Origin of the sequence: Flavobacterium sp. N1994 (assembly GCF_025947145.1) — a bacterium.
Taxonomy (GTDB): Bacteria; Bacteroidota; Bacteroidia; order Flavobacteriales; family Flavobacteriaceae; genus Flavobacterium.
Genome location: NZ_CP109999.1, coordinates 229,595 through 256,569 on the forward strand (window position 1 = coordinate 229,595; position 26,975 = coordinate 256,569).

Here is a 26,975-nt window from a genome sequence, read left to right on the forward strand (position 1 = left end):
TTATGAAACAGACCTATTTTAATGCAATAGCATTAGCAGATAAACCCTTTATTTCTTGGATATCAGTTGGAAGTTTTACTCCTGAAGAATTTGCTGCTTCTGAGTATGCAGATGATCCTTTGATTATACCAGAAGATGAAGTTCCTTTTCCTTACAATGTTTTTGGCGTTTGTCCTAAAAAGATTGTTTCAGGTGTTTTAGAGGATAGAAGTCCAGCAGAAATGGCAGTTTTTGAAGCTGAGTGGATTATAGAGGATAGTTTGAAATTAGAACGAAGAAAAAAACAAGGAATTGATGATAATAAATTCTCTTATGATGGTCAATACTTCCCAATGGATGAAGTTAGCCGGTTGTTTTATTTAGCCATTGAAAAGAATCGTTGTAATACTAAAATCAAAACAATGAGTAATACACTTTACTCTTTGCTTGATGCTGATATTGATGACTTTTTAGCAGCTTATTACTCAAGATTATTAACTATATCTCAACATACAATCTAATGTTACAGAACGGAAACCCACCACAAAAAATTGATACTCCTGAGCGATTAGCCTGGGCAGTTGGTAAAGACCCGAAAACGTATGAGTCTGCTGCTGACTATAATTTTTTATTGGATAGGATAACTGTACTTTGGGCTATAGCTAATCCAAGTAGTGCTAATTTCCATCCAAGTAAAAAAGTTGATTTAGGGACTATTACTGGGTCATTTATAACTTACATAAACACGCATACTGCAAGAGTATTTCCAGAACCTTGTTTTTTAGTTTATAAAATAGGCGTGGTTGAATATATATATGCATTTGTTGGTATTGGTGGAACTTATGGAACTGGTCAAGGTCAAGTGAATGAAAGTCAGTTTATATTATTGACCTCAAGTGATATTCAGGAGGCAGTTCTGCCTTTGCGTAAAATAGCTGTAGGTACTCTTACTGGAACTGTCTACGCTGCCGGTAAAAATTCTCTAGGTTATGATATTGAAGTAACTCAAGTTGCTGATTATTGGTTGACTAATGTGCCCTATTTTCCTACTACTGTTGTGCGAATTCAAGAGCCTTTAACTATAAATGTTGAAGCAGGAGGTTTTGTTAAGGCATCTTGGTTTAATCAGGGAGGATTTGTGGCGTTAAAAAATGTTTACTGGCCACTTGATGGAGCAACTTCTGATGGAGGTGAGTTTTCGCATGCGTATATTGAATTTGAACAATTATAGTTATGAAACAACAGGTAACCATTGACCCAAGTATAGCAGCTGTTGTGAATATTGCCTCAGTTGGTAAAAAAGAAATTGTACCCATCTATTTTACTGCACCAGAAAATTGGAGTGGAGACTACACGTTTAAGCTTTGGAATTCTGATGTAAAAAATACAGAAATACTAGTTACAGGAACTCCTATTGGAATAGCAACAAACGTGATGACTTTGACTATTGATCCAACGGCTCAAGCAATTCCTAAAGGACTATACTATTACGAAATAATGCACACTCAAACTTCAAGAGTATTATTTAAAGGCACTTTAAACATAGTTGAATAATGGATGTAATCATTACATCGGCTGAGCCAATTCAAGTTACTATTACTTGCGACAAACCAAATATCCTGGAGGTGGTTGGTGCGGAACCAATTAATGTTACCGTTGCTTTTATTCGTGGTGAAAAGGGAGAAAAAGGCGATGCAGGAGATGTAGGTCCACAAGGATTGAAAGGCGACAAAGGTGATACTGGCACAACCGGAGCGACTGGTGCAACAGGACCACAAGGACCAACAGGATTAACCGGAGCGACTGGTGCAACAGGACCACAAGGATTGAAAGGCGACAAAGGTGATACTGGTGATGCAGGTCCACAAGGATTGAAAGGTGACAAAGGTGATACTGGTGCAACAGGACCACAAGGATTGAAAGGCGACAAAGGCGATACTGGAGATACAGGCCCACAAGGATTGAAAGGCGACAAAGGAGATACTGGTGCAGCAGGAGCGCAAGGTCCACAAGGACCACAAGGACCAACAGGAGCTACTGGTGCAACAGGACCACAAGGGCCAACAGGATTAACCGGAGCTACAGGTGCAACTGGACCACAAGGACCACAAGGACCAACAGGATTAACAGGAGCTACTGGTGCAACAGGACCACAAGGGCCAACAGGATTAACCGGAGCTACAGGTGCAACTGGACCACAAGGACCAACAGGAGCTACTGGTGCAACTGGGGCTCCGGGTAGTGACGCTACAGTTCCTACTGCAGATGCAACTACTGCAGGTAAAATGAAGCTTTATACATCTACTGGTTCTAGTACTGATGGAACTATGACCCGTAAGGCTATTACTGATGAATTAGCTGCTAGAACAAAAATATTAATTAAAGATACTACTACAAGTACGGCTCCTAGTACCACAAGTGAAAGTTTATTAAAATCATACACTTTTACTCCAGGCACTTTACCAACAAGTGGTTTTCTTGATGTATTTGTTTATGCTTCAAGAAGTGGAGGTAGTGCCGCATATACAATCAATATTAAAATAAATTCCACTAATAATTTTGCTACAGCGGCTTTAATAGCATCACCAACAACAGGAGGTAACTTTAATCCTCAAATGCAAATTAATAGAAAATTTACTTTAAAAGGAGGAAATATTTTAACAGCAGCCCTTACATCTGCTGGTAATAATAATTATACTGACATAGGAGCTTTTAGTAGTGGAGTATCTGCAGCTTGCGATAACACTGTAAATAGTGTTTATTTATACGTATCAATAACTCCTACTAGTTCAGCATCATCATGCCAAATTGAAGCAGTTGAAATTAAAACGATATGAAAACAGTAATTGATAAAAATTCAGGAAAAGTGCTTTTTGTAACTGCAATTGAGGTAGAACTTAGTAGTGACCAAATCTTAATTGATGATTATCCTACTGGAGATTTTAATAATCCTTACTATAGCACTTCCAAAAAAGAATTTTACGAAGGTATTCCAGTTATTGAAGTGGTTCCAGTTCCTGTAGAAGTTGCTCTTTGGCGAATAAGAACCATTTTGAAACTTAATGATAAAGAAAGTATTATTGAAGATACTTTAAATAGTTTCGAGGATCCAATAAAAACTGCTGCACTCAATATTTGGCAATTTGGCACAACAATAGAAAGGCAAAGTCAAACGGTTTTTTTATTGCAAAGCATATTGGAAATGACAAATGAACAGGTTGATGAAATATTTATACAAGCAAACAATATACAATTATGAAAAAGTACTTAAGTCTTAGAACGCTATACCACATCTTAATTGGAATAGCAATTGGCTATGATTTCTTTTTAGTGTGTGGACTGAACACAAAAAACTTTCCATTGACTGTTGAGTATTGGAATAACTATTTTACTCCTTTGATTGGATTATTACCGGCAGGTTTCATTTGCTTTAAATGGGATCAATGGCAGCAGGAAAAGTTTAAAGTCAATCAAGACATTGTTAAAGTATATATAACTGCTGTATCGGGAGTATTTGGCGGTCTTTTTGATATGTTATATCCTAATTGGATTTTTGCAGTAGTCTTTTCTGTAGTTTCTGTTGTGTTGATTTTGAGGCACTACAAGGAATAAGGTAGAAAGTGTAGTTCTCTGGAGGAGAGAATAAAAAAAGCCCTCCGACATTTAAAAACTTCTCACGGTTATTTAAACTGACACACTCAAGGTCGTCGGAGGACAAAAGTCTTCTGAGCCTTGAGTGTTTTCGTTTATATAATAGCCGTGAGAGGCGCAAAGATAGAATAATAATCATCAATCAACAATCAAAAAAATGAACAAGTACCATGAAATTTTGACAAAAATTGTCAAGAAAGGCAAACGCCAGGAGAACAAAAAAGGAGCAATTACTTATTTGCTAAATCAATCACTTGAACTAAAGCCAATTGACTTATTGGAGCTGTTTGAGGGGCATCCATTGGTAAAAAAGAAGCTTAAAGATGAGCTAAACTTATTTATGAGTGGTGAGCGATCAACAGAAGCTTACAGGAGTATTGGAGTGAATTGGTGGGATTACTGTGGCCCGATATTAGTCAACAGTTATCCAACTTACTTTGAACAGCTGCCAAAACTTATTGATAAAATTAACCGTGAAAAGCGGCCGTCTAAGAATTATGTTTTGTTTCTGGGTTCTACCAACACAGAGAGCAACCAACAGCCATGTTTAAGCCTGGTGCAATTTCAAATAGAAAACAATAAGTTGGTTGTGACTGCGTATCAAAGAAGCTCTGATGCTTCTCTTGGATTACCTTGTGATATCTATCACTTGTATCTGATTAGCAAACAAATTAATGTACAGCTTAAGAGCATAACATTATACTTGGGCAATGTACACATATATGAAAACAACCTCGAAGCAACTAATCAATTGCTCGATGGAAAACCTGCCACATTTACACTAAATGTAGGTGCATAAATAATCTTTAAACACACTATAAATATAGTGAACATCAATCAATAAAACAAATAATTAATCAAAAAAATGAACAAAAAAACAAAGAATTTTAACACTGCGCCATTACCGTTTATGGAGCAAAAACGCAACTTTTTGAAAGATTTTAGCAAAGCTTTAGAGAACTATCCAGAAAACGCAATTTATGTGGATTTATTTGGAGGTTCTGGGTTACTATCGCACACAGTAAAACAGCTTTATCCAAAAGCTAGAGTAATTTACAATGATTATGATAATTTTTCAGAAAGGCTAAAAAATATCGCTAAAACTAACGATTTGTTAGGAGATATCAGAGATATTTTAGAAGGATATCCTAAAGATAAAAAGATAGATGACCCTTATAAAAGTGCAATAATTCAACGACTAGAGAAAGAGGATAAGACTGGATTTGTTGATTGGATTACTGTTAGTAGTTCTATCTTGTTTAGTGGTAAGTATCATTTAAACCTGGAGGAGTTCCAGAAGGCAACATTATACAATACTGTTAGAATGAGTGACTATAATGCTGATGGATATCTTGAAGGTGTAGAGCGTGTGGCGGATGACTATAAGAAGATATTCCAGGCGTTTAAAGATAATGAGTGTGTTGTCTTTTTGGTAGACCCACCATACTTATCTACTGATGTTAAAGCCTACAAGAGTTATTGGAAGCTTGCCGACTACTTGGATGTTCTAACAGTGCTTGATGGTACCAGATACTTCTACTTTACCAGTAATAAGTCATCTATAATTGAATTGTGTGAGTGGATTGAGAATAGTACTGTAGGTAATCCTTTTAAGGATGCCAATAGGTCTTATGTTACGAATGCAGTAAACTTTAATGCAACCTATACGGATATTATGGTGTTTAAATAGTATTAAAAAGGCGTTTAAATTGTATTTGAGCGCCTTTTACAATTTTTATGCATTCTGGTATAGAATGATACTTTTTGATTTGAAATAACGTACTTTTTGATTTTCCGATTATAAACGTGAACTTACCATAAATTCGGAATTGCGAGAAACGGCTGTTAGCAATAGTTTGTTTATTTCTAATTTGTATCTGTTTTAAATAAATATGATGAAAAACAAATTAATGTAATATAACTAGCAGGAAATAGAAAACCAATATAGGAAAACAAAATTGAAAAATCAAGTAATGCAAATGTGCATATAACTCCAATTGATCCAATTATTGATGTCATTCTTTTAATGTTTATTTCTCTATAATTTTTCTCCTTCATCTTGCCTAAACATAAGTAAAGTATAAGAAATGTTGGCATTGATAAAATAGAAGCTACTAACATTGTTGCAAAAACTACTGGTCCAATTTCACTTAAGTTAAAAAGGGAGTGATCATTTAGATAAATATTGACTGGCCAATAAATGAAAGGCGTTACTAAGATTGTCATTAACCAAATTTTAGAAATATAATTCATAAACATATTGCAAGCTAGTTTTACGTGGTTTTTTGCAAATTATGACTAACTTCCACATACAAGCTACTCATTAGCAGTCATACCCCAAATATAATATTTTTAAAATAAACACCCCCAAAACCAAAAACCCCCACCATATAGGCAGGGGTTTTCTCGTCATGAAAACAAACTCAGAAATCAAGGCAATTTCTTATCATTAGTAGTTACCCTAATGGCACGCATCCTACCAATATTCTTCGCAATGCTATACTCATCATAAGTAACCGTTTCTTTAAAAATCAACTTGCCTTTAGCAGCAATTTTACTAATAAAACCATACAATTCATCGTAGTGTGAACCGTTAGTCTCCGTAAGCTTCTTCAAACTATTCATATAGTCATTTTGCAAACTATTCTTCGCAGCAAGCTTCGTAATATAGTCATCAAGGACAGTTACAAATCCAGCCAACATACCCTCTTCCTCAAGAGCCGCTTGGTTACTCGTCACAAACTGTAATACGCCTTCCGTTTTCAAAACGGCACCTTCAATATTACCATTGTACAAATCATTTTTCAAAGCGGTGATCACCTGGGTATTCAACCCAGCATCAGCAACATAACTATTCAAAACCGTTAACTCTGCATTCAAGGCAGCAGCCGTTTGATACAAGTCAGCCGTAACTTTCTTTTTTTTCTTCAGCTTTTACCACTCGGTTCTCCAATTTTTTTACAAAATTTAACTTGGTAGTAAAAGCAGTCAAAAACGCATTATTAAATTTAGGAAACTTAGCTACAATAGTAGGTTGGTCTCTCACAAAGCTTGGTAGTATAAAATCACCCAAAGCAGTGTATTCCTCTTTTTTAACTCTAGTAGACATAACAATAAAAATTAAAAAGTAAAACAATAATTTAAAACTCAGTACACGTGTATTTTTCTCTTAACAAATAACGTGCCAAAATTCCTACGCTAACAAAAATTTAACATTCTGTAAGCGAGGAACATGGCATAATAAAGGAAGAAAAATAACTACTAATGGCGGCGCAAGCTTTACTAATACTGGCGCAAATGATTCCAAGGTCGGCGCAAACGATTTCCAGTATGGCGCAACGAATTCCCAGTACGGCGCAAATGATTTCCAGTTGGGCGCAAACAATATCCAGTTAGGCGCAAATGATTTCCAGGTCGGCGCAAATAGTTTCCAGGCTGGCGCAAACAATATCCAGTATGGCGCAGATGATTCCCAGTACGGCGCAAAGACTTTCTAGGACGGCGCAAAGACTTTCTAGGTCGGCACAATACCCATCAGCATAGGCACAAAAAAAACTCCGAGTCTCCCCGAAGTCTTATAATTCACAATTCACAATTTACAATTCACAATTACACTTTAACCGTCCACCCAAAAGTATCCTCAGCCAGTTTGTATTGTATTTTAGTCAATGTATCTTTTAATTGTAATGCAATAGAGTTCTCTAGTTTAGGCAACTCATAATAATGCTCTTGATATTGAAATCCTACAATAGGACTCACCACCGCAGCCGTACCTGCACCAAATATTTCTTTCAAGCTACCATCCTTAGCACCAGCCACAATTTCGTCAACTAGTACAGAACGTTCCTCTACTTTAATGCCATCACGGTGCGCAATGTCAATCAAACTCTTACGAGTAACACCATCCAAGATTCTTTCACTGGTAGGAGCAGTATAAATAGTATCGTTAATTCTAAAGAAAACATTCATCGTTCCGGCTTCTTCCAGTTTTGTATGAGTAGCATCGTCAGTCCAAATGATTTGTTGAAATCCTTGTTCTTGTGCCAACTTCTGTGGATAAAATTGAGAAGAATAATTCCCAGCCGCTTTCGCAGCACCTATACCACCATTAGCAGCACGACTATAATGCTCAGCAATAATCACCTTCACTTCACCCGAATAATAAGAACGAGCAGGAGAGAGGATAATCATAAAACGATATTGTGTAGAAGGTTGGGCAATCACTCCCGAACCAATAGCAATCATAAACGGACGGATATACAACGTATTTCCCAAGCCTTTCTTTACCCAATTGCGTTCCAAATCTACAATGGTTTTTACACCACCAATAAAGATTTCTTCCGGAATTTCAGGCATCGCCATACGCACAGCCGACTTATTGAAACGGTCTAAGTTTTGGTCAGGTCTAAAAAGCCATACATCATCATGCTCATCTTTGTAAGCTTTCATTCCTTCAAAGATAGCTTGCCCATAATGGAACACTTTAGCCGAAGGATCAATCAAGAAAGGTTCGTAAGGTTTGATGATAGGTTTTTGCCATTGTCCTTCTTTAAAATCGCAAACCAACATATGGTCGGTAAATACATTTCCGAAGGCAAGATTTTCGAAATCAACTTCGTTAATTTTAGAGGTCTTAGCGCTAACTATATCGATTTCGTGAGTAGTTTTTAGCATAATTAAGGTAAAGATTTAATTTAGAAAACAATTCAAAACACTGATAATTAATAGGTTGTAATTTGTTTTCTAAAAATTAGAGTTGTGTTGTTAGTTTTTGTAAAACTAATAAAAATAGGTTTACATTTTGCATCCGTTCAAAAAATTGAATACTTTTTTTGAAATACCCATTTTAGCCTTGTTTTATAGGGCATCTTCGCAATAAAAAACAAAAATAATTGTCATTTTAACACGCTTTTTTGCTATTCTTTTTACATTTGCAATACATTTAAAAAACACTCTCATGAAAAATATAAATTGTATTCTAATACTGTTAGCACTATTGGTTGGAACTTCCGTAATGGCGCAAAAAAAAGCAAAAGCATTCAATGCTAATGATTATGCTTTGTTTGGCGATAAATTCAAAGTAACCAAGATCCTTACCAAAGATGAAATGCTTAAGAAATACAAAAACCTTAAAAAAGGAGATACTATAGTAGTACAGTTTCAATCTAATATTAAATCGGTTTGCAAAAAGAAAGGCTGCTGGATGAAAATGGAACTAGCAGGCGATGACGATTCTTTTGTACGTTTCAAAGATTACGGCTTCTTCGTTCCCTTAAATGCTGATAATAGCACGGCCATAGTAAATGGTAAAGCTTTCGTAGATGTAGTATCGGTAGAAGAACTAAAACACTATGCCAAAGACGGAGGAAAATCAGCTGCCGAAATAGCTAAGATTACCAAACCAGAAGTAACTTATGCCTTTACTGCCGATGGCGTGTACATCAAAAAGTAAGTAAGGATGAAAAAAACAATCCTATTGGTTCTTGTACTCAGTTTCTTCGCTTGCCAAAAGAAAGAAACACCCAAAGAAGTCAAAGCACCACAACCTAAGTGTAAGTCGGGCAAAAAACTAGAAATGTATCAGATGTCAGAAATGGCCGCCCTGATGGAACAAATGTATGTAGACAACCAAAGGGTAAAAGAGCATATTAAAACGGGAGATACCATAGGAAGCTTTCCAAAACATTATTTAAATATCTACACCGCCAAATTCACAGATCCTACGGATAATGATTTGTTCTTCAAAGTCAAAGCCAAAGAATACATTGCGGCGCAACAGTTACTTTATAGCGATACCAAAAAAAGAAAAGAACATTTCAATGCAGGAGTTGATGCTTGTATAGCTTGTCACGAAGGAAAATGTGGTGGACCTATAGCCCGCATCAAGAAACTCTACATCAAAGACTAAGTTGAAACGCGAAATTATTCAAACCAACGACGGTTCGACTACCATCCATTTACCCGAATGGAATGAAAGTTATCACTCTAAACACGGCGCTATTCAAGAAGCCTATCATGTATTTATAAAAAACGGATTGTCTCTCTTTGAAGGAAAACCTGTTGCTATCTTAGAAATTGGCTTTGGCACCGGATTAAATGCTTTCATCACTTTCGTGGAAGCCCAAAAGAACAATCAAACTATTGATTACGTTGGAGTAGAAGCCTATCCGGTTTCTTTAGAAGAAGCCAACCAAATGAACTATGCCATTGAAATTGATGAAAATCAATCTGCTATATTCCAACAACTACATCAAGTTAGTTGGGAAGAAAAGAACGCTCTTTCCAATATCTTTACTTTAACCAAACGCAAACAATTCTTTCAGGATATAAAAGACGAAGCAACATTTGACCTTATCTACTTTGACGCTTTTGGTTTCCGAGTGCAGCCTGAGCTTTGGTCAGAGGCCATCTTTGCAGCCATGTTTAAAGCTTTAAAACCAAACGGAGTATTAGTGACTTATGCTTGCCGTACATCAATTAAGAATGCTATGGTATCGGCAGGATTTTCTGTAAAAAAATTACCAGGCGCTCCAGGCAAAAGAGAGATGTTGCGCGCCACAAAAGAGGTTTAAAAAAATTAACTTTTTGTGAAGTTATATTTAACATTGAAATAGGATATCGAAAAAAAATATATTTTACTTTTGAGATATTAAAAAACGTTCTTACCTAATTGTCTTACCTAATTTTAATCACATTCTATGTCAAAATCAATGTTAGACTACACTAAGTCGGTATTGAAAAGAGTAAGTTTTGATGCATCACTTTTTACCAAAGAACTTGAAAAAGCATGGAAAGTTCTTTTGCCCTACGAATTGGAAGAATTGGTATCATGGCTTACTACATTTATAAAAGAAAAACCAGAGCTACAGCACTGTCTGTTACTAATTAATAATAAATAAAACTAAAGGAACTTAAACGGTTCCTTTTTTTTTGCAAAAATAATTAGGGAAACTTCTTAGTTAATTGTTATACCAGTAAGAGTTTAATTTCAAAAAATTATAGGTATGAGACTAGTAGTATTAAACAACATCAAAACGGCTATTATTAGAGTAAGTAATAATAAAGATCATTTTGTAAAAGAAGTAGTTAAAGCATCCAAAGTTTTATTACCACATGAAAAAGAGAAATTAATCAATTGGTTATTCTTTTTCACAGCAGATAAACCGGAAGCACAAAAATGGTTATATGAAGTGCTAGATAAAGAAATATTAGTAAGTTAAAACTTTAAAAACATCTTAAAAAGTGCATTTCATCGAATAAAATAGAGTTTAAACGATGTTTTTTGACAAAAAAGTTTGCTCGAAATTATTTTTTGCTTTACATTTACTAAACGTTCTTACCAAAAGATAACCCCAAATCTTTATTACTATGCCTAGAATGATTTATGATTACACCAAATCAGTACTCGAAAGAGTTAGCTTCGATCCTATTCTTTTTGCCAAAGAATTGAAAAAGGCAATAAAAAACCTATTGCCTTACGAGGTAGAACAATTAAAAAAATGGTTGCAATTCTTCACGAGTGAGCATCCCGAATTAAAAGAATGTTTATCTGTAGTTAGTTAACAGAGAAAATAAGGAGTTGGTGCAACAGCTCCTTATTTTTTTTGTTGTAATGGACTAATAATCTGAACATTTTGAAATACTATAGCACCTTTTATCACTCCAGCAATAGTATTACGCAACGCATCAATAATATGTATTTTCAATTCATTTTTAGGAAAAATCAAACTCACTTCACGTGCTGGTTTAGGCTCCTTGAAATGACGTAGTTTAAGTTGATCTTTTTCTTTTAAATCTAAGGTATGTAAATAAGGAAGGAGTGTCGTTCCCAATCCCTCATCGGCTAATTTAATCAGGGTTTCAAAGCTTCCACTTTCAATTTGAAAATGCGCCTTTTCATTAGTTGTTACATTTTTACACAAATTCAGAATTCCATCCCTAAAACAATGACCATCTTGAAGCAATAAGATTTCATCAATATTCAAATCCTCGATTTCAATTTCTTGTTTTTGAAACGATTTGTGTCCCTCTGGAATATAAGCCACAAAAGGCTCAAAGTACAATACAATTTCTTTTATCTTTTCCTCTTTCAATGGAGTGGCAGCAATAGCAGCATCTAAATGACCATTGTTGAGTTTCACAATGATTTCGTCAGTATTTAGCTCTTCAATAATCAACTTGACCTTTGGGTATTTCTTGATAAAGTTATTGAGAAACATCGGTAGCAGTGTTGGCATAATGGTTGGTATTATTCCCAAACGGAACTCGCCACCAATAAAGCCTTTTTGTTGGTCAACAATATCCTGAATTCTATCAGCTTCATTGACAATATTTTTAGATTGATTGACAATCTTTTGCCCAATTTCTGTTAGTTGTATTGGTTTTTTGGTTCTGTCAAAAATTTGAATACCAAGTTCTTCCTCTATTTTTTGTATTTGCATACTCAAGGTAGGTTGGGTAACAAAACATTTTTCGGCAGCTAGTGTGAAATTCTTGTGTTCCGCAACAGCAAGAACATATTTAAGTTGTGTGATAGTCATAATATAGTAAAATTTGATACAAATATAAAAACTATAAGATTAACTTATAGTATAATGGAATTATTATTTGTAATGATTAAAATAAATAATAAACCTAAGTTGTAATTACTTACTTTTATGGAGTGTTTTTACAATGGACAAATCAATAAACTATGAGTACCGATTTTTACAAAAAAATATTAGAGAACAATAAAGAATGGGTGGAGAAAACCTTAGAAAAAGATCCTAATTATTTTAAAGATTTAGCAAAAGGACAAACACCACCGTTACTATGGATAGGTTGTTCGGACAGTCGGGTTCCTGCGAATGAGATTATTGGTGCTAAACCAGGTGAAGTATTTGTACATAGAAATATTGCCAATATGGTGGTACATTCCGATATGAATATGTTGAGTGTTTTGGATTATGCTGTCAATGTCTTGAAAGTAAAACACGTTATCGTTTGTGGGCATTATGGTTGTGGTGGTGTGAAAGCAGCTATGGGAAATGACTCCATTGGAATTATTGACAACTGGATTCGTCACATTAAAGATGTTTATCGTTTACACGATACTTATTTAGATTCTATTCACAATGAAGATGCTCGTTTCAATGCTTTTGTTGAAATAAACGTAAAAGAGCAAGTGTTTGACTTAGCTAAAACATCAATTGTACAGTCGGCGTGGAGAGATGGACAAGAGTTAACCTTACATGGTTGGGTTTATGGTTTAAACTCAGGATTTGTAACCGATTTGGATGTGAACATCAGCTCCAATAAAGATTTGGATGAAGTGTATCAATTGAAATTTTAAAGAAATAGGAATCGCCTTATGGCGATTTTTTTATTCTCTATCTTCGTTTTCGTTGAAAGAAGAGGGCAGTAGTTGCGGAATGAATTTGATTAGGATAGGTAACAATAAGCTTCCACCTGGCAATAAGAAAATGGTTAATGAGGGTACCGTTTTACAAATGTCAAGCAATTGTGTTTTGATTTTTTTCTTCTCTTCTTTATCTAATTCTCTTCGAGTAGACTTAGCTAAAAGTTGCATTAATTCTTTGCTTTCGGATAGTTCCTTAACCAATCTGTTTTTGTTTCTACGGATTAATATTTGTACACTTTCCGTTGTGTGGTCATAGAAGTTTTTTACGGGATTGGAATTATTAAAATAAGGAATTTCGTTTTTGTATTTTACAATGAAATCATTAATAAAATCAATACTTCCTTTGATAAAGGTTTCTGGGATATTTAGTTTTTCTCCGAGTTTAAAAAGAAAATAACGTTCTTCATTTTCTACTTTTTCATCGCTCCATAAACTGATTCCGGCTAAATCAATCAGATAGAATTTTTCTAAATCATTACTCAAATAACTCAAGTCTAAATCATCAATTGTCACTATTCCTTTATCCGAAAACTTATTATAACGCACAGACGATTCGAAGAGTTTTTGTAATAAATCATCATGAACAGAGATTCCTGTTTTAGACTTTAATGAAAGGGAAACGACACTGGTCACTATGGCTTCTATTCTATTGAAATATTTATCAGGAAGTGATCCTTTTTCTAAGTGTTTTTTGAAGGCCAAAACATCTACAAAAAGGAGGGCGTTAGTGATAACATGAGAAAAGTTTTTACTAAACAAATCCTCATTAGTTTGTACCCTATCGTGAATAATCTTCTCTAGTTTACTAGAATCAGAACTAGTGGGAAGCATTTTTTGTAAAGGGTTGAAACCTTTAGGGGTAAGCAAATTATAAAAGGCAACGGCTTCTTTGATAAAGTTGGTTTCGTTTGTATCTTGTTTGGTTAAGCAATACATTTGGTATAATGTATTGAGCATACCTATTTTTGAGATTTCTTCAGGAAGCCTGTTGGCAATGGGAATAGCAGGGATAGTATTAAAACTAACTATGTGTCCGAATATAAAACCTGTGGCACGGGTTTGAAGGTAAAAAGATTCCTCATTGGTCAAGACCGGTTGGTCAGCGGGTTGCTGTTCAATAAAAAACTTGTCTATCCAACCGTAAGCTGAGGGGTTTATCATATTGAAATACTTTTACCTTGCAAAGCTAAATCTTTTTTAGGAGTTAAAAACAAATTTAAAAAGTACCTCTTGATTTGATGTTTTGCTCACAAAGTTTTACAATCTCTGTGATACGGACTTTTCTTGTTTCTTCTCTTTTGGCTTGATTGAGCCAATAGAGGTAGCTTTTTCTATAGGAAGGACTAAAGCTGTTGTAGTTATGTAATGCAGTTTTATTTTTGGAAAAAGCAGCTTCTAAATCTTTTGGCATTTCTAGATTTTCCACTCCATCCAAAGTTTCCCAAGAGCCGTTTTGTTTGGCTATTTCAACCTTCTTTAATCCACTTTTGTGCATTAGGTTTTCGGAAATCAGCTTTTCGATATAAGTTTTATTGAGTTTGCTCCAAACACTTTTGTCTTTGCGAGGGGTAAACATTTGGCGGCGGCGTTCGTCATCTAATTTCTTTACAGTAGAATCTATCCAACCATAGCATATAGCTACTTGAACTGCTTCTTCCCAGCGCATACTTTCCATTTCGCTATTTACTTTGTAAAAAATTAGATGAACACCTTTTGACGAATGATGATTTTCATGCAACCATTCGCGCCATTCTTGAGCATTTTTGAAGTATAAATGTTCTTTTTCTTCCAAGGCAATCTATTGTATGATAGCAGAACAAGCCACTCTTGCCCCAGCATTTCCAGAAGGTTGTGTTACAAAATCATCGGCTTTATCATGCACAATTAACCCTTTTCCTAAAATATCTTTGGTAGCATCGCCACAGCCAATACACCATTCATTTGTTTTGAAAGTGATTGTAGCCTTTCCAGAAGCATCTGCCTCGAAGTTACCAATATCGCCTTTGTGATGTTCGGCATCGGTCCATTTACCGTGTTTTTTGAAAGTAGGATTCCAGTGTCCACCAGCCGAAGCAGCATCAGCAGCGGAACAATCTGCTTTTTCATGAATATGAATGCCGTGAGTGCCAGGTTTTAATCCCGTTAATTTAGCGGTTAAGGTTACTTCTCCATTTTTTTCAACAAAATCGGCAGTACCTGTAACACCACTATTGCTTTTAGTTTCAAGGGTAAGATTTATGGTTTTGGCTTTGTCTGCTGTAGAAGAACTTTTACAACTGAAAATCAATAATCCAACAACGGTTAATCCTAAAAATACTTTTTTCATGACTTTTATTTTTTGAAGTATAAAAGTAATCAATTAATAGATTTATAGCAGGTAAATAAAGGTAAAAATTTATTTAGTTTTTTCACCAACAAAATAATCGTTTTGTGATTTGAATAAAACGTTAAAAGTAGTCAGTGTGCCATAGATACGAGTGATGTATTGTTGTAATTCTACTTTCTCTATTTCTTCAATACTACTACCGTTTATTTTTTGTTCCATTACTCTTAGACGATCACGAAGCATAACAATTTTGTGAAAGAACACATCGATAGGCACATCTTTGTGAGCTAAACCAGCTTGTCCAGGTACTAATTTCATGTTGCCGCCTTTCCATTTGTCACCAATGGCTACCGGTTCTCCCAAGCCATTCCATTTTTTTAGAATCGAAAGTAACCCTTGTTCTACATCATAGAAACTGATGGTGTCTACTTCATTTTCTGCGGCTTCGATTACTTCAAATTCGCTATCAATTGCAATGGTTTCAAGACCACCTTCTATAAAGGTTACCCAATATTCTTTAGACGATACGTTAGTTACTACACCTTTGCCATATTCGGCATGGTTAATTCTGGAGCCAATTCCCAATAGTTTCATAGTTGCAAATATTTAAGCGACTAAAATAGGAATTTGGTTGGAATAATCAAATTTTGACTTAGAGGTTGACAGAAAGTAGAAAGTCATTCTGCTTACTTGTATTGGTTCTCAATAGCTTTATCTTGTGCTTTACTGCAAAAAACCAGCATGCAAATGGCACCAATAGTGGCACAAAGCATGTCAGATTGTGTGTCCCAAACATAACCTTGTGTCCCGAGAAAAGCATCACCACCGTCTCCTGTACAAAGGGAAACCCACCATTCTATCCATTCGTAAGCAGCACTTATGGCCAGACAAATGGCTACTATGACAAAATTGAAAAATGATTGGTTGGCAATAACCGCTTTTCTAATAAACAATTCTCGAACTATCATTGCAGGCACAAAACCTTGCGCAAAATGTCCCAGTTTGTCATAGTTGTTTCTTGATTGATGGAATACCTCTTTAACCCAATCAAATAGTGGGACTTCGGCATAAGTGTAATGACCTCCAATAAATAAAATGATGCAATGTAGTAGTATAAAGAAATAGGTGAAATTTGAAAAAACAAAGCGTTTGTATGTTAATGCCAACACTACAAAACCAATTAAAGCTGGAATGACTTCCAAAAACCAAGTAAAGTAATCTTTAGGCTGCACTGCTGAAATCAAAAGACTAATGAAGAACAGGACACAATACAGTTGGATGTTTCGCATGGATTTTGGTTTTTATATACATTAATGCCGTATAGTTTATTGAGTCAAAAATAGAAATTTAAATTGTAATTAAATATAAAGCCCTGATTGTATTTCGACTATCAGGGCTTAGAGAATTTATTTATAAAATTTTTACGATACTAGCTCGCTTTGATTTCTGAAGACCAATTGACCGTCGAAAGCATCAAGTAGAATAATACTATCTGTAGTTACTTTACCTGCTAATATCTCTTTAGACAATTGGTTCAATACATCTCTTTGAATTACTCGTTTAACTGGTCGGGCGCCATATTGAGGATCGAAACCTTTTTGTGCTAAGTAGTCAACAGCTTCTGGAGTAGCATCCATAGTGATGTTTTGATGTGCTAACATTTTGGTTACACTTTTCAATTGTAAGCCTACAATTTGTTTGATGTTGGCACTAGTTAATGGCGTAAACATTACAATTTCGTCAATTCGGTTAATAAACTCTGGACGAACTGTTTGTTTTAGCAAACCTAATACTTCTAGTTTAGCAGCTTCAGTGGCAGCTTCAAGACCGCCTTTTAGGTTGTCAAATTTCTCTTGTATAATAGCACTTCCTATGTTAGAAGTCATAATGATAATGGTATTCTTAAAATCAGCTACACGGCCTTTGTTATCGGTTAATCTGCCTTCATCTAATACTTGTAACAAGATGTTAAAGGTATCTGGATGTGCTTTTTCGATTTCGTCTAATAAGATTACAGAATACGGTTTTCTTCGCACAGCTTCTGTCAATTGACCTCCTTCATCATAACCAACATATCCTGGAGGCGCGCCTACTAAACGACTCACACTATGACGTTCTTGGTATTCACTCATGTCAATACGGGTCATAGCGTTTTCATCATCAAATAGATATTCCGCTAAGGCTTTGGCCAATTCAGTTTTACCTACCCCTGTAGTTCCTAAAAATAGGAAGGAGCCAATTGGTTTTTTCATGTCCTGTAATCCGGCACGACTTCTACGTACAGCATCACTCACGGCTTCAATAGCTTCTTCTTGTCCGACAACACGGTGGTATAATTCTTCTTCCAGTTTCAACAATTTTTCTCTTTCTCCTTGTAGCATTTTCATTACTGGAATCCCTGTCCATTTTGCTACTACTTCCGCAATATCTTCTCGAGTTACTTCTTCTTTGATTAAAGAGCTTCCCGCTTGGTTTTCGGCTAATTGAATTTGGAGTGTATCTAGACGTTCTTGAGCTTCTTTTATTTTTCCATAACGAATTTCGGCTACTTTTCCGTAGTCGCCATTGCGTTCGGCTTGTTCGGCTTCCGTTTTGAAGTCTTCAATTTCTTGTTTTACGTTTTGGATGTTATCCACGACATCTTTCTCCGATTTCCATTTGGTAAAAATCTCGTTGCGTTCTTCTTTTAGGTTGGCTAAATCCATTCCGAGACCTTTTAGTTTAGCTTCATCATTCTCGCGTTTAATGGCTTCCATTTCGATTTCCAACTGCATAATCTTTCTGTCTAAAACATCTAGTTCTTCAGGTTTAGAGTTGATTTCCATACGCAATTTAGAGGCAGCTTCGTCCATTAAGTCGATGGCTTTATCGGGTAGGAAACGATTAGTAATATAGCGTTGCGATAATTCTACTGCTGCTATAATAGCATCGTCTTTGATACGCACTTTATGGTGTGTTTCGTATTTTTCTTTGATACCCCGTAAGATGGAAATGGCACTTTCAGTATCAGGTTCATCGACCATTACTTTTTGGAAACGTCTTTCCAAGGCTTTGTCTTTCTCAAAGTATTTTTGGTACTCGTCTAAAGTTGTAGCTCCAATAGCACGCAGTTCACCACGAGCTAAAGCAGGTTTTAAAATATTGGCAGCATCCATAGCGCCTTCGCCACCACCAGCTCCTACAAGTGTGTGAATTTCGTCAATAAAAAGTACGATATCGCCTTCTGCTGAAGTTACTTCTTTTACTACGGATTTTAATCGTTCTTCGAATTCTCCTTTGTATTTAGCCCCTGCAATTAGTGCACCCATATCTAGAGAGTAAACGATTTTGTCTTTTAGATTTTCGGGTACATCGCCGTCAACGATTCTGTGAGCAAGACCTTCGGCAATGGCTGTTTTACCTACACCAGGTTCTCCAACCAACATGGGATTGTTTTTAGTACGTCTTGTTAGAATTTGTAATACTCGTCTAATCTCTTCATCACGTCCAATTACAGGGTCGAGTTTACCGTTTTTGGCTAGCTCGTTGAGGTTTTTAGCATATTTATTTAAAGCATTATACGTTTCTTCGGCAGAAGCAGAAGTAACACGTTCCCCTTTTCTGATTTCGTCAATGGCGGCTTGTACTCCTTTTTCGGTTACGCCTTGGTCTTTTAGGATTTGAGCTACCTTGCTTTTGGATTTAAAGATGGCTAAGAGTAAATGCTCGATGGAAACATATTCATCGTTCATTTTCTTGGCAATGATGCTAGCTTCGTTTAGCATAGTGTTAGCTTCACGAGATAGCATAATTTCACCTCCTGATACTTTTGGAAAACTTTGAATGGTGCTATCTAATATCTTTTTGAATAGTTCTACATTCACATTGAGTTTTTTCAAAATGAAGGGTGTTACGTTTTCGTCTACTTCTAGAATACCTTTAAAGATGTGTTCGTTTTCTAGTTGTTGTTGACCAAAACTTTGTGCTATTTGCTGTGCTTGTTGCAGCGCTTCTTGCGATTTGATGGTTAAATTATTTAGATTCATGGTTGTATGTTTTACTTGTTTAAAGTTGACAGGTTCTCTTCAAATTATGTTCCAATGTAAAATTAAAGACAAAATGTCTTTTATAATATGATTTTAATCACTTATGCAAGACAAAATGTCTTAAAATAAGACAGTTAGGCTTACTTTTAGAAAGTAGATGCTATTAGAGTAACTAGGAAGAATTAGGTAACGATTATTTCTGTTCCTGATATATTTTCAGGAGTGCCAATGCTAAATTGGGTTCTACATGGTTTATTTTTCCGGTATTGAAGCTTATCCCAATGCCATTATATCCTGGAGAGTAAGTCGTACCACCGCCATTAATACCAAAACCAGAAAAAGTCAGGTAGGAACTATAGCCATTTTCTTTGCGCTTGTACCATAAAGTCATACCAGTAAAGCCGCCTTTTGTAATATCAATTTCTTCTTTTTCACCTATAGTAAATACCTTGAATTGTCCGCCACTGATTTGGTACTTTTCGCCTTTGACTTTATATCCCTGCGTTTTTTGTTCGGTCATATCATCGTTTCCAAAAATGAATATTTTATTTTTTGGGATGTGTTCAAAGTTGGCCTCAAAAAGAGAATCTTCGCAAAAGTAGGCAGACAATATTAACTCACCATTGATGTCATTATCCGTCTTGGTAAAACTTTCAAATCGATATGCATTGGCACCAAAACGCTGTGCTTCATTGCGAATGAAATAGTATAAGTTAGTAGTGTGTTTTAAACTGCCACGGGCTTTTATTTTGGCCACAAACTTGGCGCTCGAAATATCCGTACTATCACTTAGGTAGATGAATTGTTGGTAATTAGGTTTGCGTATTGTATCCCCTTTTTCAAGAAAAGTAACGGTTTGCGCATAGAAACTATTGGCAAGAAAAAGAAGTACGAGTAATAGATTTTTTTTCATCTGATAAGGCTAGTTACACCGTAAAAATAATTAAATAATCTATATGTTCTTTACCTTGAAATTTAAATATTTCTACATCGGTTTCACAGGGATTTCTTGAGTAGCAATGGCTGATACTTTATTCTCAGCATTGATAGTTACTTTTAGTTCTTTTTTAAAGTATTTCTTTTCATAATCAATACTGTAGCGAAAAATATAGTCGTTCGTTGTTTTGTTCAGAGTAACATCAACAAGGGTAAGCCCTTTGTATCTTCCGTAGCGTTGGTTTATTTTTTTGCAAGTGTTTGATATCTTTTCTCTGGTAGCGTTTTGTCTCACTTTGTCTGTAGCTTCATTACTGCTGAAGTTTTTAAAGCGAGAAGTGTTACAAGCTTCGAGTAGTCTTGTTCCCAATTCGTAGGCTCTGTCTTTTTTTATCGTTTCTACTTCATCGGGTTTTACTAGCACTATTGTTTTTTCGGCAACCCCATTTTTACTTTTACAAGAAAGTAGCATTGTTAGGCAACAAAGTATTATTAGTTGTTTCATAGATAGGAAGTTTACTAGTTGTGAATCACTATTTTATACTAAAGGTGTGCCAAATTTATTGTCTTTTGTTTGTTAGACTGTTACAGCATTTTTTATACTATTTATATAATTCATAGCATCAAAACAATTTATTTTCCCGTATATGGTTTTCAGTATTGAATTTGTATTTTTGAACCACTAATTGTAATAAAATGAAAATCGTTATATCGCCAGCCAAATCATTGAATTTTGAAAGCACTGTTCCTACTAGTGTTTTTACGGAACCTCAGTTTTTAAAGGAGGCCATTACCATTCAAAAAACACTTAAAAAGAAAAAGCCAAAGGTTTTATCTGAGCTTATGGATATTTCGGAGAAGTTAGCTGAATTGAATTGGCAACGCAATCAGGAGTGGCAAACCCCTTTTACTTTGGAAAATGCGCGTCAGGCGGTTTATGCTTTTGATGGTGATGTTTATACTGGTTTGGATGCTTATAGTTTGACTTTGGATAAGTTAGAAGTTTTGCAAGATAAATTGAGAATCCTTTCGGGGTTGTATGGTTTGTTGAAACCCTTGGATTTAATGCAAGCTTATCGTTTAGAAATGGGAACTTCATTACCTATTGGGAAAAACAAAAACTTGTATGAGTTTTGGAAAAAGACGATTACTAAAACATTGAACAGTGAATTACAGCAAGGGGAGTTGTTTATCAATTTGGCTAGTAATGAATATTTTAGTGCTGTGGATGCTAAAGCTTTGAAAGTACCGGTGATTACTCCTGAGTTTAAAGATTACAAAGATGGGAACTTGAAGATGATTAGTTTTTTTGCTAAGAAGGCGAGGGGGATGATGGTGCGTTATATTATTGATACGAATGCCGAAACGATTGATGACTTGAAAGGATTTAATTATGAAGGGTATGGTTTTGATGCTACTTTGAGCAAAGGAAATACATTGGTTTTTACTAGATAAAAAAATCCTCGATTTATCGAGGATTTTTTATTTCATATAGAAGTATTCTTCATACTCCATTATAGTTTCTCTTGTAACTTTTCGTTGGTCTCGAGCTAATTCTCTCATAGCTTCGACTCCTTTTTTGGCACATCGTTTTACTTTACTTAACCGTTTCGAAAAGTCTAAGAGTTTATTAGCATCTTCTGGACTCAGTTTTGTTTTTAGCTCGTCTACAAAAGAAGAAAACTCATTTACTACCTCACGATTTTGATCGTATTCAGATTTTAATTCATCTAACAACTCATCGATTTCTTTAGTGATTTCTTTGCAATGATCTTCGCTTTTCTTATGAAATTCCTCGATGATTTTCTTTTCTTTATTACCAAAAAGTCCCATGATGATTTGATTTAAAGTTGTTTTGTTGTGACAGTGTTAAATCAAATTTAGGGAATTGTTTTTAGAAATAAGACAAATTGTTAATAACTTGTAAATTAGTTAATTAATGCATGGCTTCACTCATGTCAACTTTGTTTTTTCCTTTCTTAATTAATAGAATAAACGGAATACAAAATAGGAAAAGCAACCCTAAATAAAGGAAAATATCCATGTATGACAAGACTGTGCTTTGTTTGGTCACATTGAAGTCTAAGACTTTATAAGCTTTATGTAAAGCTACTTCGGGACTAAATCCTTTTGACATGAAACCTCTTTGCAAAGCATTCAATCTGTTTTGTACATCCACTCTTGTAATGTCTAAATGAGCAATTAAATTAACTCTGTGTTCTTGACCAAAACGAGCTATAAAGGTTGTGATAATCGCAATTCCGAATGAACCGCCTAATTGACGCATCATTCCTGTAAATGCAGCTCCTTCACCAATACTTTTTCCTTTTAAGGAAGAAAGAGAAAGGGTAGTAATGGGGACAAACAATAATCCCAAACCTAATCCACGAACAATTAGAGGCCAAAACATATGCTCTTCTCCGGTATCTGGAGTCATTACATCGTGCATCCAATAGGTAAAGACAAAAAAGGCTAAGAAACCCATTGCTACCAAATAGGTTTGTGGCACTCCACGCTGAATCATTTTACCAATCATTGGCATCATAAACGCAACCGTTATTGAACTTGGCACTAATAATAATCCGGCATCAGTAGCTGTCCATCCTAGAATAGATTGGGTGTAAATGGGAACGATAAATGTGGTTCCGTATAAACCAAATCCCATGATGAAACTCATGACAACACCTACTTTAAGATTACTGTCTTTGAGTACATTTAAGTTTACAATTGGAAATTTATAAGTGAGTTCACGCCAAATGAAAAAGAATAACCCTAAAAAGCTAATTACTGCCAAAGTGCAAATGGTTGTATCATTAAACCAATCGTCTTGTTGGCCATGCTCTAAGATGTATTGTAACGAACCAATAAAGGCGGCTAATAATCCTATTCCTAACCAATCGACTTGGTTGGCTTTTAATTTTTCTCCGTATTTTGGACTTCTAACAAAAGTTAAGGTTAGTAGTGTGGCTACAATTCCGATAGGTAAATTGATGTAGAAGATATAAGGCCAAGAGAAATTATCGACCAAATAGCCTCCTAAAGGGGGGCCTAGAGTAGGTCCTACAATTACTCCCATACCATAAATAGCTTGGGCCATTCCTCTTTTTTCAATTGGGTAACTTTCGGTAATAATGGTTTGAGCTGTTACTAAAAGAGCACCTCCACCAAGTCCTTGTATGAATCTAAAAGCCACTAATTCCCATATATTATCGGCATTACCACACATGAATGAAGCTACGGTAAAGATGATAATTGAAGCAGCAAAATAGTTTCTACGACCAAATTGTTGTGATAACCAACTCGTCATTGGGATTACAATTACATTAGCAATGGCATAGGCTGTGATAACCCAGGCCACATCGGTTAGCGATGCTCCTAAACTACCACGCATGTTGTTTAATGCCACGTTAACAATGGTAGTATCTACAATTTCGAGCAAAGCACAAAGCACTGCCGTAATGGTGATAATGGTTCGTCGGAACCCATATTCTACTAAATCATCTTGAACTACTGGTGCTGCTGCCATTTTTTAATTGTGAATTATGAATGGTAAATTGTGAATTTTACTTTAAGATTACATCTACGTCAACATTCATTCCGGAACGTAGTAATTTTATTTTTTCTTTATCGTTGTTATCTGTAAAATTAATTCTAACGGGTAGTCTTTGAACCGTTTTTACAAAGTTTCCGCTGGCATTATCAGGAGGCAAAAGAGAAAATTTAGAGCCGGTAGCAGGTGAAAACGAACTAACTTCGCCTTCGAAATCGATACCTGGGAAAGCATCAATTTTCAGCTTTACCTTTTGACCTTGGCGCATTTTGTCTAATTGAGTTTCTTTGAAATTAGCGATCACCCAAGTTTCATTATTATTAACAATATAAAACAATGACTGTCCTGGTTGTACTAATTGGCCAGGTTGAATGTCAACAGTAGAAACTTGCCCATCAATAGAGGCGGTAACCACAGTATAACTTAAATTTAAATTGGCGGCATCTAAAGCAGCTTGGGCCTTTTTAACATTGGCAGCAGCTACTAAAACTTGTTTGCTACTCACATTGGATTTTGATGCGGCCACTGATTTTTGAAAAGAGGATGCCTTTTGTTGGTCTTGTATGATTTGCAACTGACTTTGAGCTTCTTGTTTAGTGGCTTCCGCTTGTTCAAATTGTTGTTTGGTAATTGAATGATTTTTGTATAGGTTGCTGTAGCGTTCAAAGTCGGCAGACGCTCTTCTTAGACGAATTTTAGCAGTTTCGATGCTTCCATTAGCCGATTGTACGTTGGCATTCGAGACAGAAACATTAGCTTCGGCAGAACCAATGTCGGCTTTGGCTACTTCTAAACTGTTTTCGGCTGCAGCCAAATTAGCTTTAGCTTCTTCTAATTTCACTATGTACTCACTATTGTCAATTATAAAAAGCGTATCTCCTTTTTTGACCACATCATTGTCTTTTACCAAAACTTTTGTGATGTACCCGCCAACTCTTGGAATGATGGGGTTCATTTTTTTGGCTAATTGCGCATCATCAGTCGTTTCGTGCGAAAGAGAGTGAATGTATTTGTAACCTCCATATGATACTCCAATAACGAGAAGAACAATGAATATTAGCGTGAATTTTTTATTGGTATTTGCCATGGTTTCTATTTTTAGTTTTGAGTGATGTTTAATGAATTGATTAATTTTCCGGAAGCGAATTGTAATTCGTAATATTTCTGTGCTATATCGGCTTTAGAAAGTGCTTGGTTGATTTTGGCTTGTAATTGTTGGTAATCGGCTTCTAATAAATCGTTAGTATCCGAAAGATTGTTATCGTATTTGTCTTTTACAATGCGATAGTTTTCAATAGCTTGTTCCACTGCTTTTTCGTAAACTAAACTTTGTTTCAACGATAGGTTATAGTTTTGTTGCGATTGAAAAATTTCTTCTTTGATTTCGTTACTTAACGTTGTAACCGCTATCTCTGTTTCTTTAGCTTTACTTTGTGCTAATTTTACTTGTTTGCCATTTTTGAAGATGTTTGATAAATCATAAGAAACACCAACTCCAACATTCATAGCATTGGTAACTGTTAACACATTATTTAAATCAAATGCAATATATCCACCGGTTAAAGAAAGAGAAGGGTAGTAATTTCCTTTGGCGATTTTGATGCCGTTTTCTGCTGCAGCTTTTTTCAGTTCCAACGATTTTAAATCATTTCTTTCTCCATTTGACATATTGTCTTTGTTACTAGCCATATCTCTTTTTACAGCTTCGATATCAATTTCAACTTCGGTATTTTCTGGAAGTTTTAAAAGTGTTATCAATCTATAATTGGCAATGGCTGAGTTTTTCTTAGCATTATCCAAAGACAATTGCACATTGGATTGTTGTAACTGGGCTTTAAGCAAATCGTTTCGTGCAATCAAACCGTTTTCTTCCATAGCCGTAAAGTCTTTTACCCTTTGCTCTGCCGTTTTTAGATTGTCTTCAATTAAAGCAGTCATTTGTTGCGCTTTGTATAGTGTAGAAAATAAATTCACTACTTCTAATCCGATTTGCTCTTTAGAGTGCTTCTCAGAGAAGGTTTCGGCCTTATACATGTTATCGGACTCGTTGATACTATTTTTTAATTTAAAGCCATTAAAAACAGGCATAGCGACATTGACTTGTCCTAACATGAGTTGATCAATTTTCAAAGGAGCCGAAGAACCTGAACTGCTTCCGCTATTTGATTGAATGTTAGAAACTACATTTGCACTTGATAGGCGTAGGTATTGTCCAGAAGCTTTTACACTTGGATAACGGTTGTTTTTTGCAATGTCTAACTCTAGTTTTGAAGTGGCTACTTTGGTTTTGGCAAGTGCAGCATCATCACTGTTGGTGACAGCCAATTCAACTGCTTCTTTTAGCGTAAGTAGTTTTTTTTCTTGTGCCTGATTTTTAGTCATAGTCAAAAGAAGAAAGGCGAGGAGAACCATTGGATTAATTTTCATATACTAAAAGTGCTTTTATGGTTTTTTGAATGTGTTGTGTTAATGTAGTTGCAACAAAATTGTTGTAATCTTCTTCTGTTTTCAAATTGAAAATCTCATCGTAAAAATGTTTGTTCATATGAAAATGAAAATAGGTCCCCATGATTGTAGGAGAGAGCAGGGCAACATTGATATTTTTCTGAAACATACCTAAATCTTGCCCTTCCTTGATAATTCTTTCTAAAGCTTTTAGATTGTTGATCTTCATTTCGGTAAATTTTTCAAAGTTTAATTCTCTTTTTTTAGTGGAGAATTCGAAATGAATAATTTGATACATGCAACGGTTTTTGTTGATTCTACTGATATAAAGTTCAATCAGTTTATCAATCTTTTCCAAAGGGGTGATGTTTTCATTATACAAGCTTTCCAATTGCAAGCGCATATCAGCAATTCTGTATATGATAAGAGATTCCAACATCTTTTCTTTAGATCCAAAATAATAGGATATCATGGCGATATTAATGTTGGCTTTTTTGGCAATATCCCTAATCGAAGTACCGTCAAATCCTTCTTCGGCAAATAACTGCTCGGCTACTTGAAGAATCTCTAATTGTTTTTCGTTTAAGTCGGTCATGGTTTTATGATTTGTAAATCGATGACAAAATTAAACACTTGTTTAAATTAAACGTTTGTTTAATTTTC

Annotated in this window: 33 protein-coding genes; 15 read left to right on the plus strand and 18 right to left on the minus strand. The window is 35.3% G+C overall.

What is annotated here, in order from left to right:
• The first annotated feature begins 2 nt into the window (after window positions 1-2).
• The 3 genes from OLM53_RS01105 to OLM53_RS01115 are packed head-to-tail and all read left to right on the plus strand — an operon-like array spanning window position 3 to window position 1,533.
• Window positions 3-500 carry a hypothetical protein gene (locus OLM53_RS01105; RefSeq protein ID WP_264521214.1) on the plus strand — a complete coding sequence of 166 codons (498 nt, stop codon included), beginning with the start codon at window positions 3-5 and terminating at the stop codon, window positions 498-500.
• Window positions 500-1,210 carry a hypothetical protein gene (locus tag OLM53_RS01110; RefSeq protein WP_264521215.1) on the plus strand — a complete coding sequence of 237 codons (711 nt, stop codon included), beginning with the start codon at window positions 500-502 and terminating at the stop codon, window positions 1,208-1,210. Before OLM53_RS01105 ends, OLM53_RS01110 begins: the two co-directional genes overlap by 1 nt.
• 2 nt (window positions 1,211-1,212) lie before the next feature.
• The gene (locus tag OLM53_RS01115) at window positions 1,213-1,533 is read left to right on the plus strand and encodes a hypothetical protein (protein ID WP_264521216.1); all 321 of its coding nucleotides are present in this window, start codon (window positions 1,213-1,215) and stop codon (window positions 1,531-1,533) included.
• Between the two features lie 739 nt (window positions 1,534-2,272).
• Here OLM53_RS01115 and OLM53_RS14840 read toward each other — a convergent pair.
• The gene (locus tag OLM53_RS14840; protein WP_413614259.1) at window positions 2,273-2,437 is read right to left on the minus strand and encodes a cysteine-rich outer membrane protein; all 165 of its coding nucleotides are present in this window, start codon (window positions 2,435-2,437) and stop codon (window positions 2,273-2,275) included.
• 375 nt (window positions 2,438-2,812) lie between these two features.
• On the opposite strand from OLM53_RS14840, the gene OLM53_RS01125 reads away from it, so the two are divergent.
• From OLM53_RS01125 to OLM53_RS01140, 4 genes are all read left to right on the plus strand, one after another.
• Window positions 2,813-3,238 (plus strand): hypothetical protein, encoded by a 426-nt coding sequence (locus OLM53_RS01125; RefSeq protein ID WP_264521217.1) that lies wholly within the window; start codon window positions 2,813-2,815, stop codon window positions 3,236-3,238.
• Window positions 3,235-3,591 (plus strand): hypothetical protein, encoded by a 357-nt coding sequence (locus tag OLM53_RS01130; RefSeq protein WP_264521218.1) that lies wholly within the window; start codon window positions 3,235-3,237, stop codon window positions 3,589-3,591. Before OLM53_RS01125 ends, OLM53_RS01130 begins: the two co-directional genes overlap by 4 nt.
• Window positions 3,592-3,787: 196 nt before the next feature.
• A complete protein-coding gene (locus OLM53_RS01135; protein ID WP_264521219.1) occupies window positions 3,788-4,429 on the plus strand; it encodes a thymidylate synthase in 642 nt (213 codons plus the stop codon).
• 66 nt (window positions 4,430-4,495) lie between these two features.
• On the plus strand, window positions 4,496-5,320 hold the full coding sequence (locus OLM53_RS01140) for a DNA adenine methylase (RefSeq protein ID WP_264521220.1): 825 nt from the start codon (window positions 4,496-4,498) through the stop codon (window positions 5,318-5,320).
• 740 nt (window positions 5,321-6,060) lie between these two features.
• On the opposite strand, the gene OLM53_RS01145 is transcribed toward OLM53_RS01140, so the two are convergent.
• The 3 genes from OLM53_RS01145 to OLM53_RS01155 form a co-directional block, all read right to left on the minus strand.
• A complete protein-coding gene (locus OLM53_RS01145; RefSeq protein WP_264521221.1) occupies window positions 6,061-6,510 on the minus strand; it encodes a hypothetical protein in 450 nt (149 codons plus the stop codon).
• Between the two features lie 22 nt (window positions 6,511-6,532).
• Window positions 6,533-6,739, minus strand: coding sequence for a hypothetical protein (locus OLM53_RS01150; RefSeq protein WP_264521222.1), 207 nt, complete (start codon window positions 6,737-6,739; stop codon window positions 6,533-6,535).
• A 500-nt stretch (window positions 6,740-7,239) separates the two neighbouring features.
• Window positions 7,240-8,307 carry a branched-chain amino acid aminotransferase gene (locus tag OLM53_RS01155; protein ID WP_413614260.1) on the minus strand — a complete coding sequence of 356 codons (1,068 nt, stop codon included), beginning with the start codon at window positions 8,305-8,307 and terminating at the stop codon, window positions 7,240-7,242.
• A gap of 280 nt (window positions 8,308-8,587) precedes the next feature.
• Between OLM53_RS01155 and OLM53_RS01160 the strand changes: the two genes are divergently transcribed.
• From OLM53_RS01160 to OLM53_RS01185, 6 genes are all read left to right on the plus strand, one after another.
• Window positions 8,588-9,082, plus strand: a complete 495-nt coding sequence (locus tag OLM53_RS01160) for a DUF4920 domain-containing protein (protein WP_264521224.1) — start codon at window positions 8,588-8,590, stop codon at window positions 9,080-9,082.
• A gap of 6 nt (window positions 9,083-9,088) precedes the next feature.
• Window positions 9,089-9,538 (plus strand): hypothetical protein, encoded by a 450-nt coding sequence (locus OLM53_RS01165; RefSeq protein ID WP_264521225.1) that lies wholly within the window; start codon window positions 9,089-9,091, stop codon window positions 9,536-9,538.
• 1 nt (window position 9,539) lies between these two features.
• Window positions 9,540-10,202: a tRNA (5-methylaminomethyl-2-thiouridine)(34)-methyltransferase MnmD gene (gene mnmD / locus OLM53_RS01170; RefSeq protein ID WP_264521226.1), complete on the plus strand. Its 663-nt coding sequence runs from the start codon at window positions 9,540-9,542 to the stop codon at window positions 10,200-10,202.
• 126 nt (window positions 10,203-10,328) lie between these two features.
• Complete coding sequence (locus OLM53_RS01175) at window positions 10,329-10,529, plus strand: hypothetical protein (RefSeq protein ID WP_264521227.1); 201 nt, start codon at window positions 10,329-10,331, stop codon at window positions 10,527-10,529.
• A 105-nt stretch (window positions 10,530-10,634) separates the two neighbouring features.
• Entirely contained in the window at window positions 10,635-10,850 is a 216-nt protein-coding gene (locus tag OLM53_RS01180) for a hypothetical protein (RefSeq protein ID WP_264521228.1), read from the plus strand.
• Between the two features lie 148 nt (window positions 10,851-10,998).
• Window positions 10,999-11,193, plus strand: coding sequence for a hypothetical protein (locus OLM53_RS01185; protein WP_264521229.1), 195 nt, complete (start codon window positions 10,999-11,001; stop codon window positions 11,191-11,193).
• A gap of 32 nt (window positions 11,194-11,225) precedes the next feature.
• On the opposite strand, the gene OLM53_RS01190 is transcribed toward OLM53_RS01185, so the two are convergent.
• Window positions 11,226-12,170 carry a LysR substrate-binding domain-containing protein gene (locus OLM53_RS01190; RefSeq protein WP_264521230.1) on the minus strand — a complete coding sequence of 315 codons (945 nt, stop codon included), beginning with the start codon at window positions 12,168-12,170 and terminating at the stop codon, window positions 11,226-11,228.
• Between the two features lie 152 nt (window positions 12,171-12,322).
• Between OLM53_RS01190 and can the strand changes: the two genes are divergently transcribed.
• Window positions 12,323-12,961, plus strand: coding sequence for a carbonate dehydratase (gene can / locus OLM53_RS01195; protein ID WP_264521231.1), 639 nt, complete (start codon window positions 12,323-12,325; stop codon window positions 12,959-12,961).
• Window positions 12,962-12,991: 30 nt separating this feature from the next.
• Here can and OLM53_RS01200 read toward each other — a convergent pair whose 3' ends face one another.
• The 8 genes from OLM53_RS01200 to OLM53_RS01235 all read right to left on the minus strand — a co-directional run bounded on the left by OLM53_RS01200 (window position 12,992) and on the right by OLM53_RS01235 (window position 20,822).
• Window positions 12,992-14,191: an LETM1-related biofilm-associated protein gene (locus OLM53_RS01200; protein ID WP_264521232.1), complete on the minus strand. Its 1,200-nt coding sequence runs from the start codon at window positions 14,189-14,191 to the stop codon at window positions 12,992-12,994.
• Window positions 14,192-14,246: 55 nt separating this feature from the next.
• The gene (locus OLM53_RS01205) at window positions 14,247-14,822 is read right to left on the minus strand and encodes a YdeI/OmpD-associated family protein (protein WP_264521233.1); all 576 of its coding nucleotides are present in this window, start codon (window positions 14,820-14,822) and stop codon (window positions 14,247-14,249) included.
• Window positions 14,823-14,828: 6 nt separating this feature from the next.
• Window positions 14,829-15,356: a superoxide dismutase family protein gene (locus tag OLM53_RS01210; RefSeq protein WP_264521234.1), complete on the minus strand. Its 528-nt coding sequence runs from the start codon at window positions 15,354-15,356 to the stop codon at window positions 14,829-14,831.
• Window positions 15,357-15,425: 69 nt separating this feature from the next.
• Entirely contained in the window at window positions 15,426-15,950 is a 525-nt protein-coding gene (locus tag OLM53_RS01215) for a hypothetical protein (RefSeq protein ID WP_264521235.1), read from the minus strand.
• Between the two features lie 92 nt (window positions 15,951-16,042).
• A complete protein-coding gene (locus OLM53_RS01220; RefSeq protein WP_264521236.1) occupies window positions 16,043-16,645 on the minus strand; it encodes a DUF2238 domain-containing protein in 603 nt (200 codons plus the stop codon).
• A 132-nt stretch (window positions 16,646-16,777) separates the two neighbouring features.
• Window positions 16,778-19,381, minus strand: coding sequence for an ATP-dependent chaperone ClpB (gene clpB, locus OLM53_RS01225; protein ID WP_264521237.1), 2,604 nt, complete (start codon window positions 19,379-19,381; stop codon window positions 16,778-16,780).
• A gap of 193 nt (window positions 19,382-19,574) precedes the next feature.
• Entirely contained in the window at window positions 19,575-20,294 is a 720-nt protein-coding gene (locus OLM53_RS01230) for a hypothetical protein (protein ID WP_264521238.1), read from the minus strand.
• Between the two features lie 72 nt (window positions 20,295-20,366).
• Window positions 20,367-20,822 carry a hypothetical protein gene (locus OLM53_RS01235; RefSeq protein ID WP_264521239.1) on the minus strand — a complete coding sequence of 152 codons (456 nt, stop codon included), beginning with the start codon at window positions 20,820-20,822 and terminating at the stop codon, window positions 20,367-20,369.
• 191 nt (window positions 20,823-21,013) lie between these two features.
• On the opposite strand from OLM53_RS01235, the gene yaaA reads away from it, so the two are divergent.
• Entirely contained in the window at window positions 21,014-21,772 is a 759-nt protein-coding gene (yaaA, locus tag OLM53_RS01240; protein ID WP_264521240.1) for a peroxide stress protein YaaA, read from the plus strand.
• Window positions 21,773-21,799: 27 nt separating this feature from the next.
• Here yaaA and OLM53_RS01245 read toward each other — a convergent pair whose 3' ends face one another.
• The 5 genes from OLM53_RS01245 to OLM53_RS01265 all read right to left on the minus strand — a co-directional run bounded on the left by OLM53_RS01245 (window position 21,800) and on the right by OLM53_RS01265 (window position 26,907).
• On the minus strand, window positions 21,800-22,150 hold the full coding sequence (locus OLM53_RS01245; RefSeq protein ID WP_264521241.1) for a hypothetical protein: 351 nt from the start codon (window positions 22,148-22,150) through the stop codon (window positions 21,800-21,802).
• Window positions 22,151-22,253: 103 nt separating this feature from the next.
• The gene (locus OLM53_RS01250; protein WP_264521242.1) at window positions 22,254-23,843 is read right to left on the minus strand and encodes an MDR family MFS transporter; all 1,590 of its coding nucleotides are present in this window, start codon (window positions 23,841-23,843) and stop codon (window positions 22,254-22,256) included.
• 37 nt (window positions 23,844-23,880) lie between these two features.
• Window positions 23,881-24,954: an HlyD family secretion protein gene (locus tag OLM53_RS01255; protein WP_264521243.1), complete on the minus strand. Its 1,074-nt coding sequence runs from the start codon at window positions 24,952-24,954 to the stop codon at window positions 23,881-23,883.
• Window positions 24,955-24,965: 11 nt separating this feature from the next.
• Window positions 24,966-26,294 carry a TolC family protein gene (locus OLM53_RS01260; RefSeq protein ID WP_264521244.1) on the minus strand — a complete coding sequence of 443 codons (1,329 nt, stop codon included), beginning with the start codon at window positions 26,292-26,294 and terminating at the stop codon, window positions 24,966-24,968.
• Window positions 26,284-26,907, minus strand: coding sequence for a TetR/AcrR family transcriptional regulator (locus tag OLM53_RS01265; protein WP_264521245.1), 624 nt, complete (start codon window positions 26,905-26,907; stop codon window positions 26,284-26,286). The genes OLM53_RS01260 and OLM53_RS01265 overlap by 11 nt, the downstream gene beginning before the upstream one ends.
• Between the last annotated feature and the right edge of the window lie 68 nt (window positions 26,908-26,975).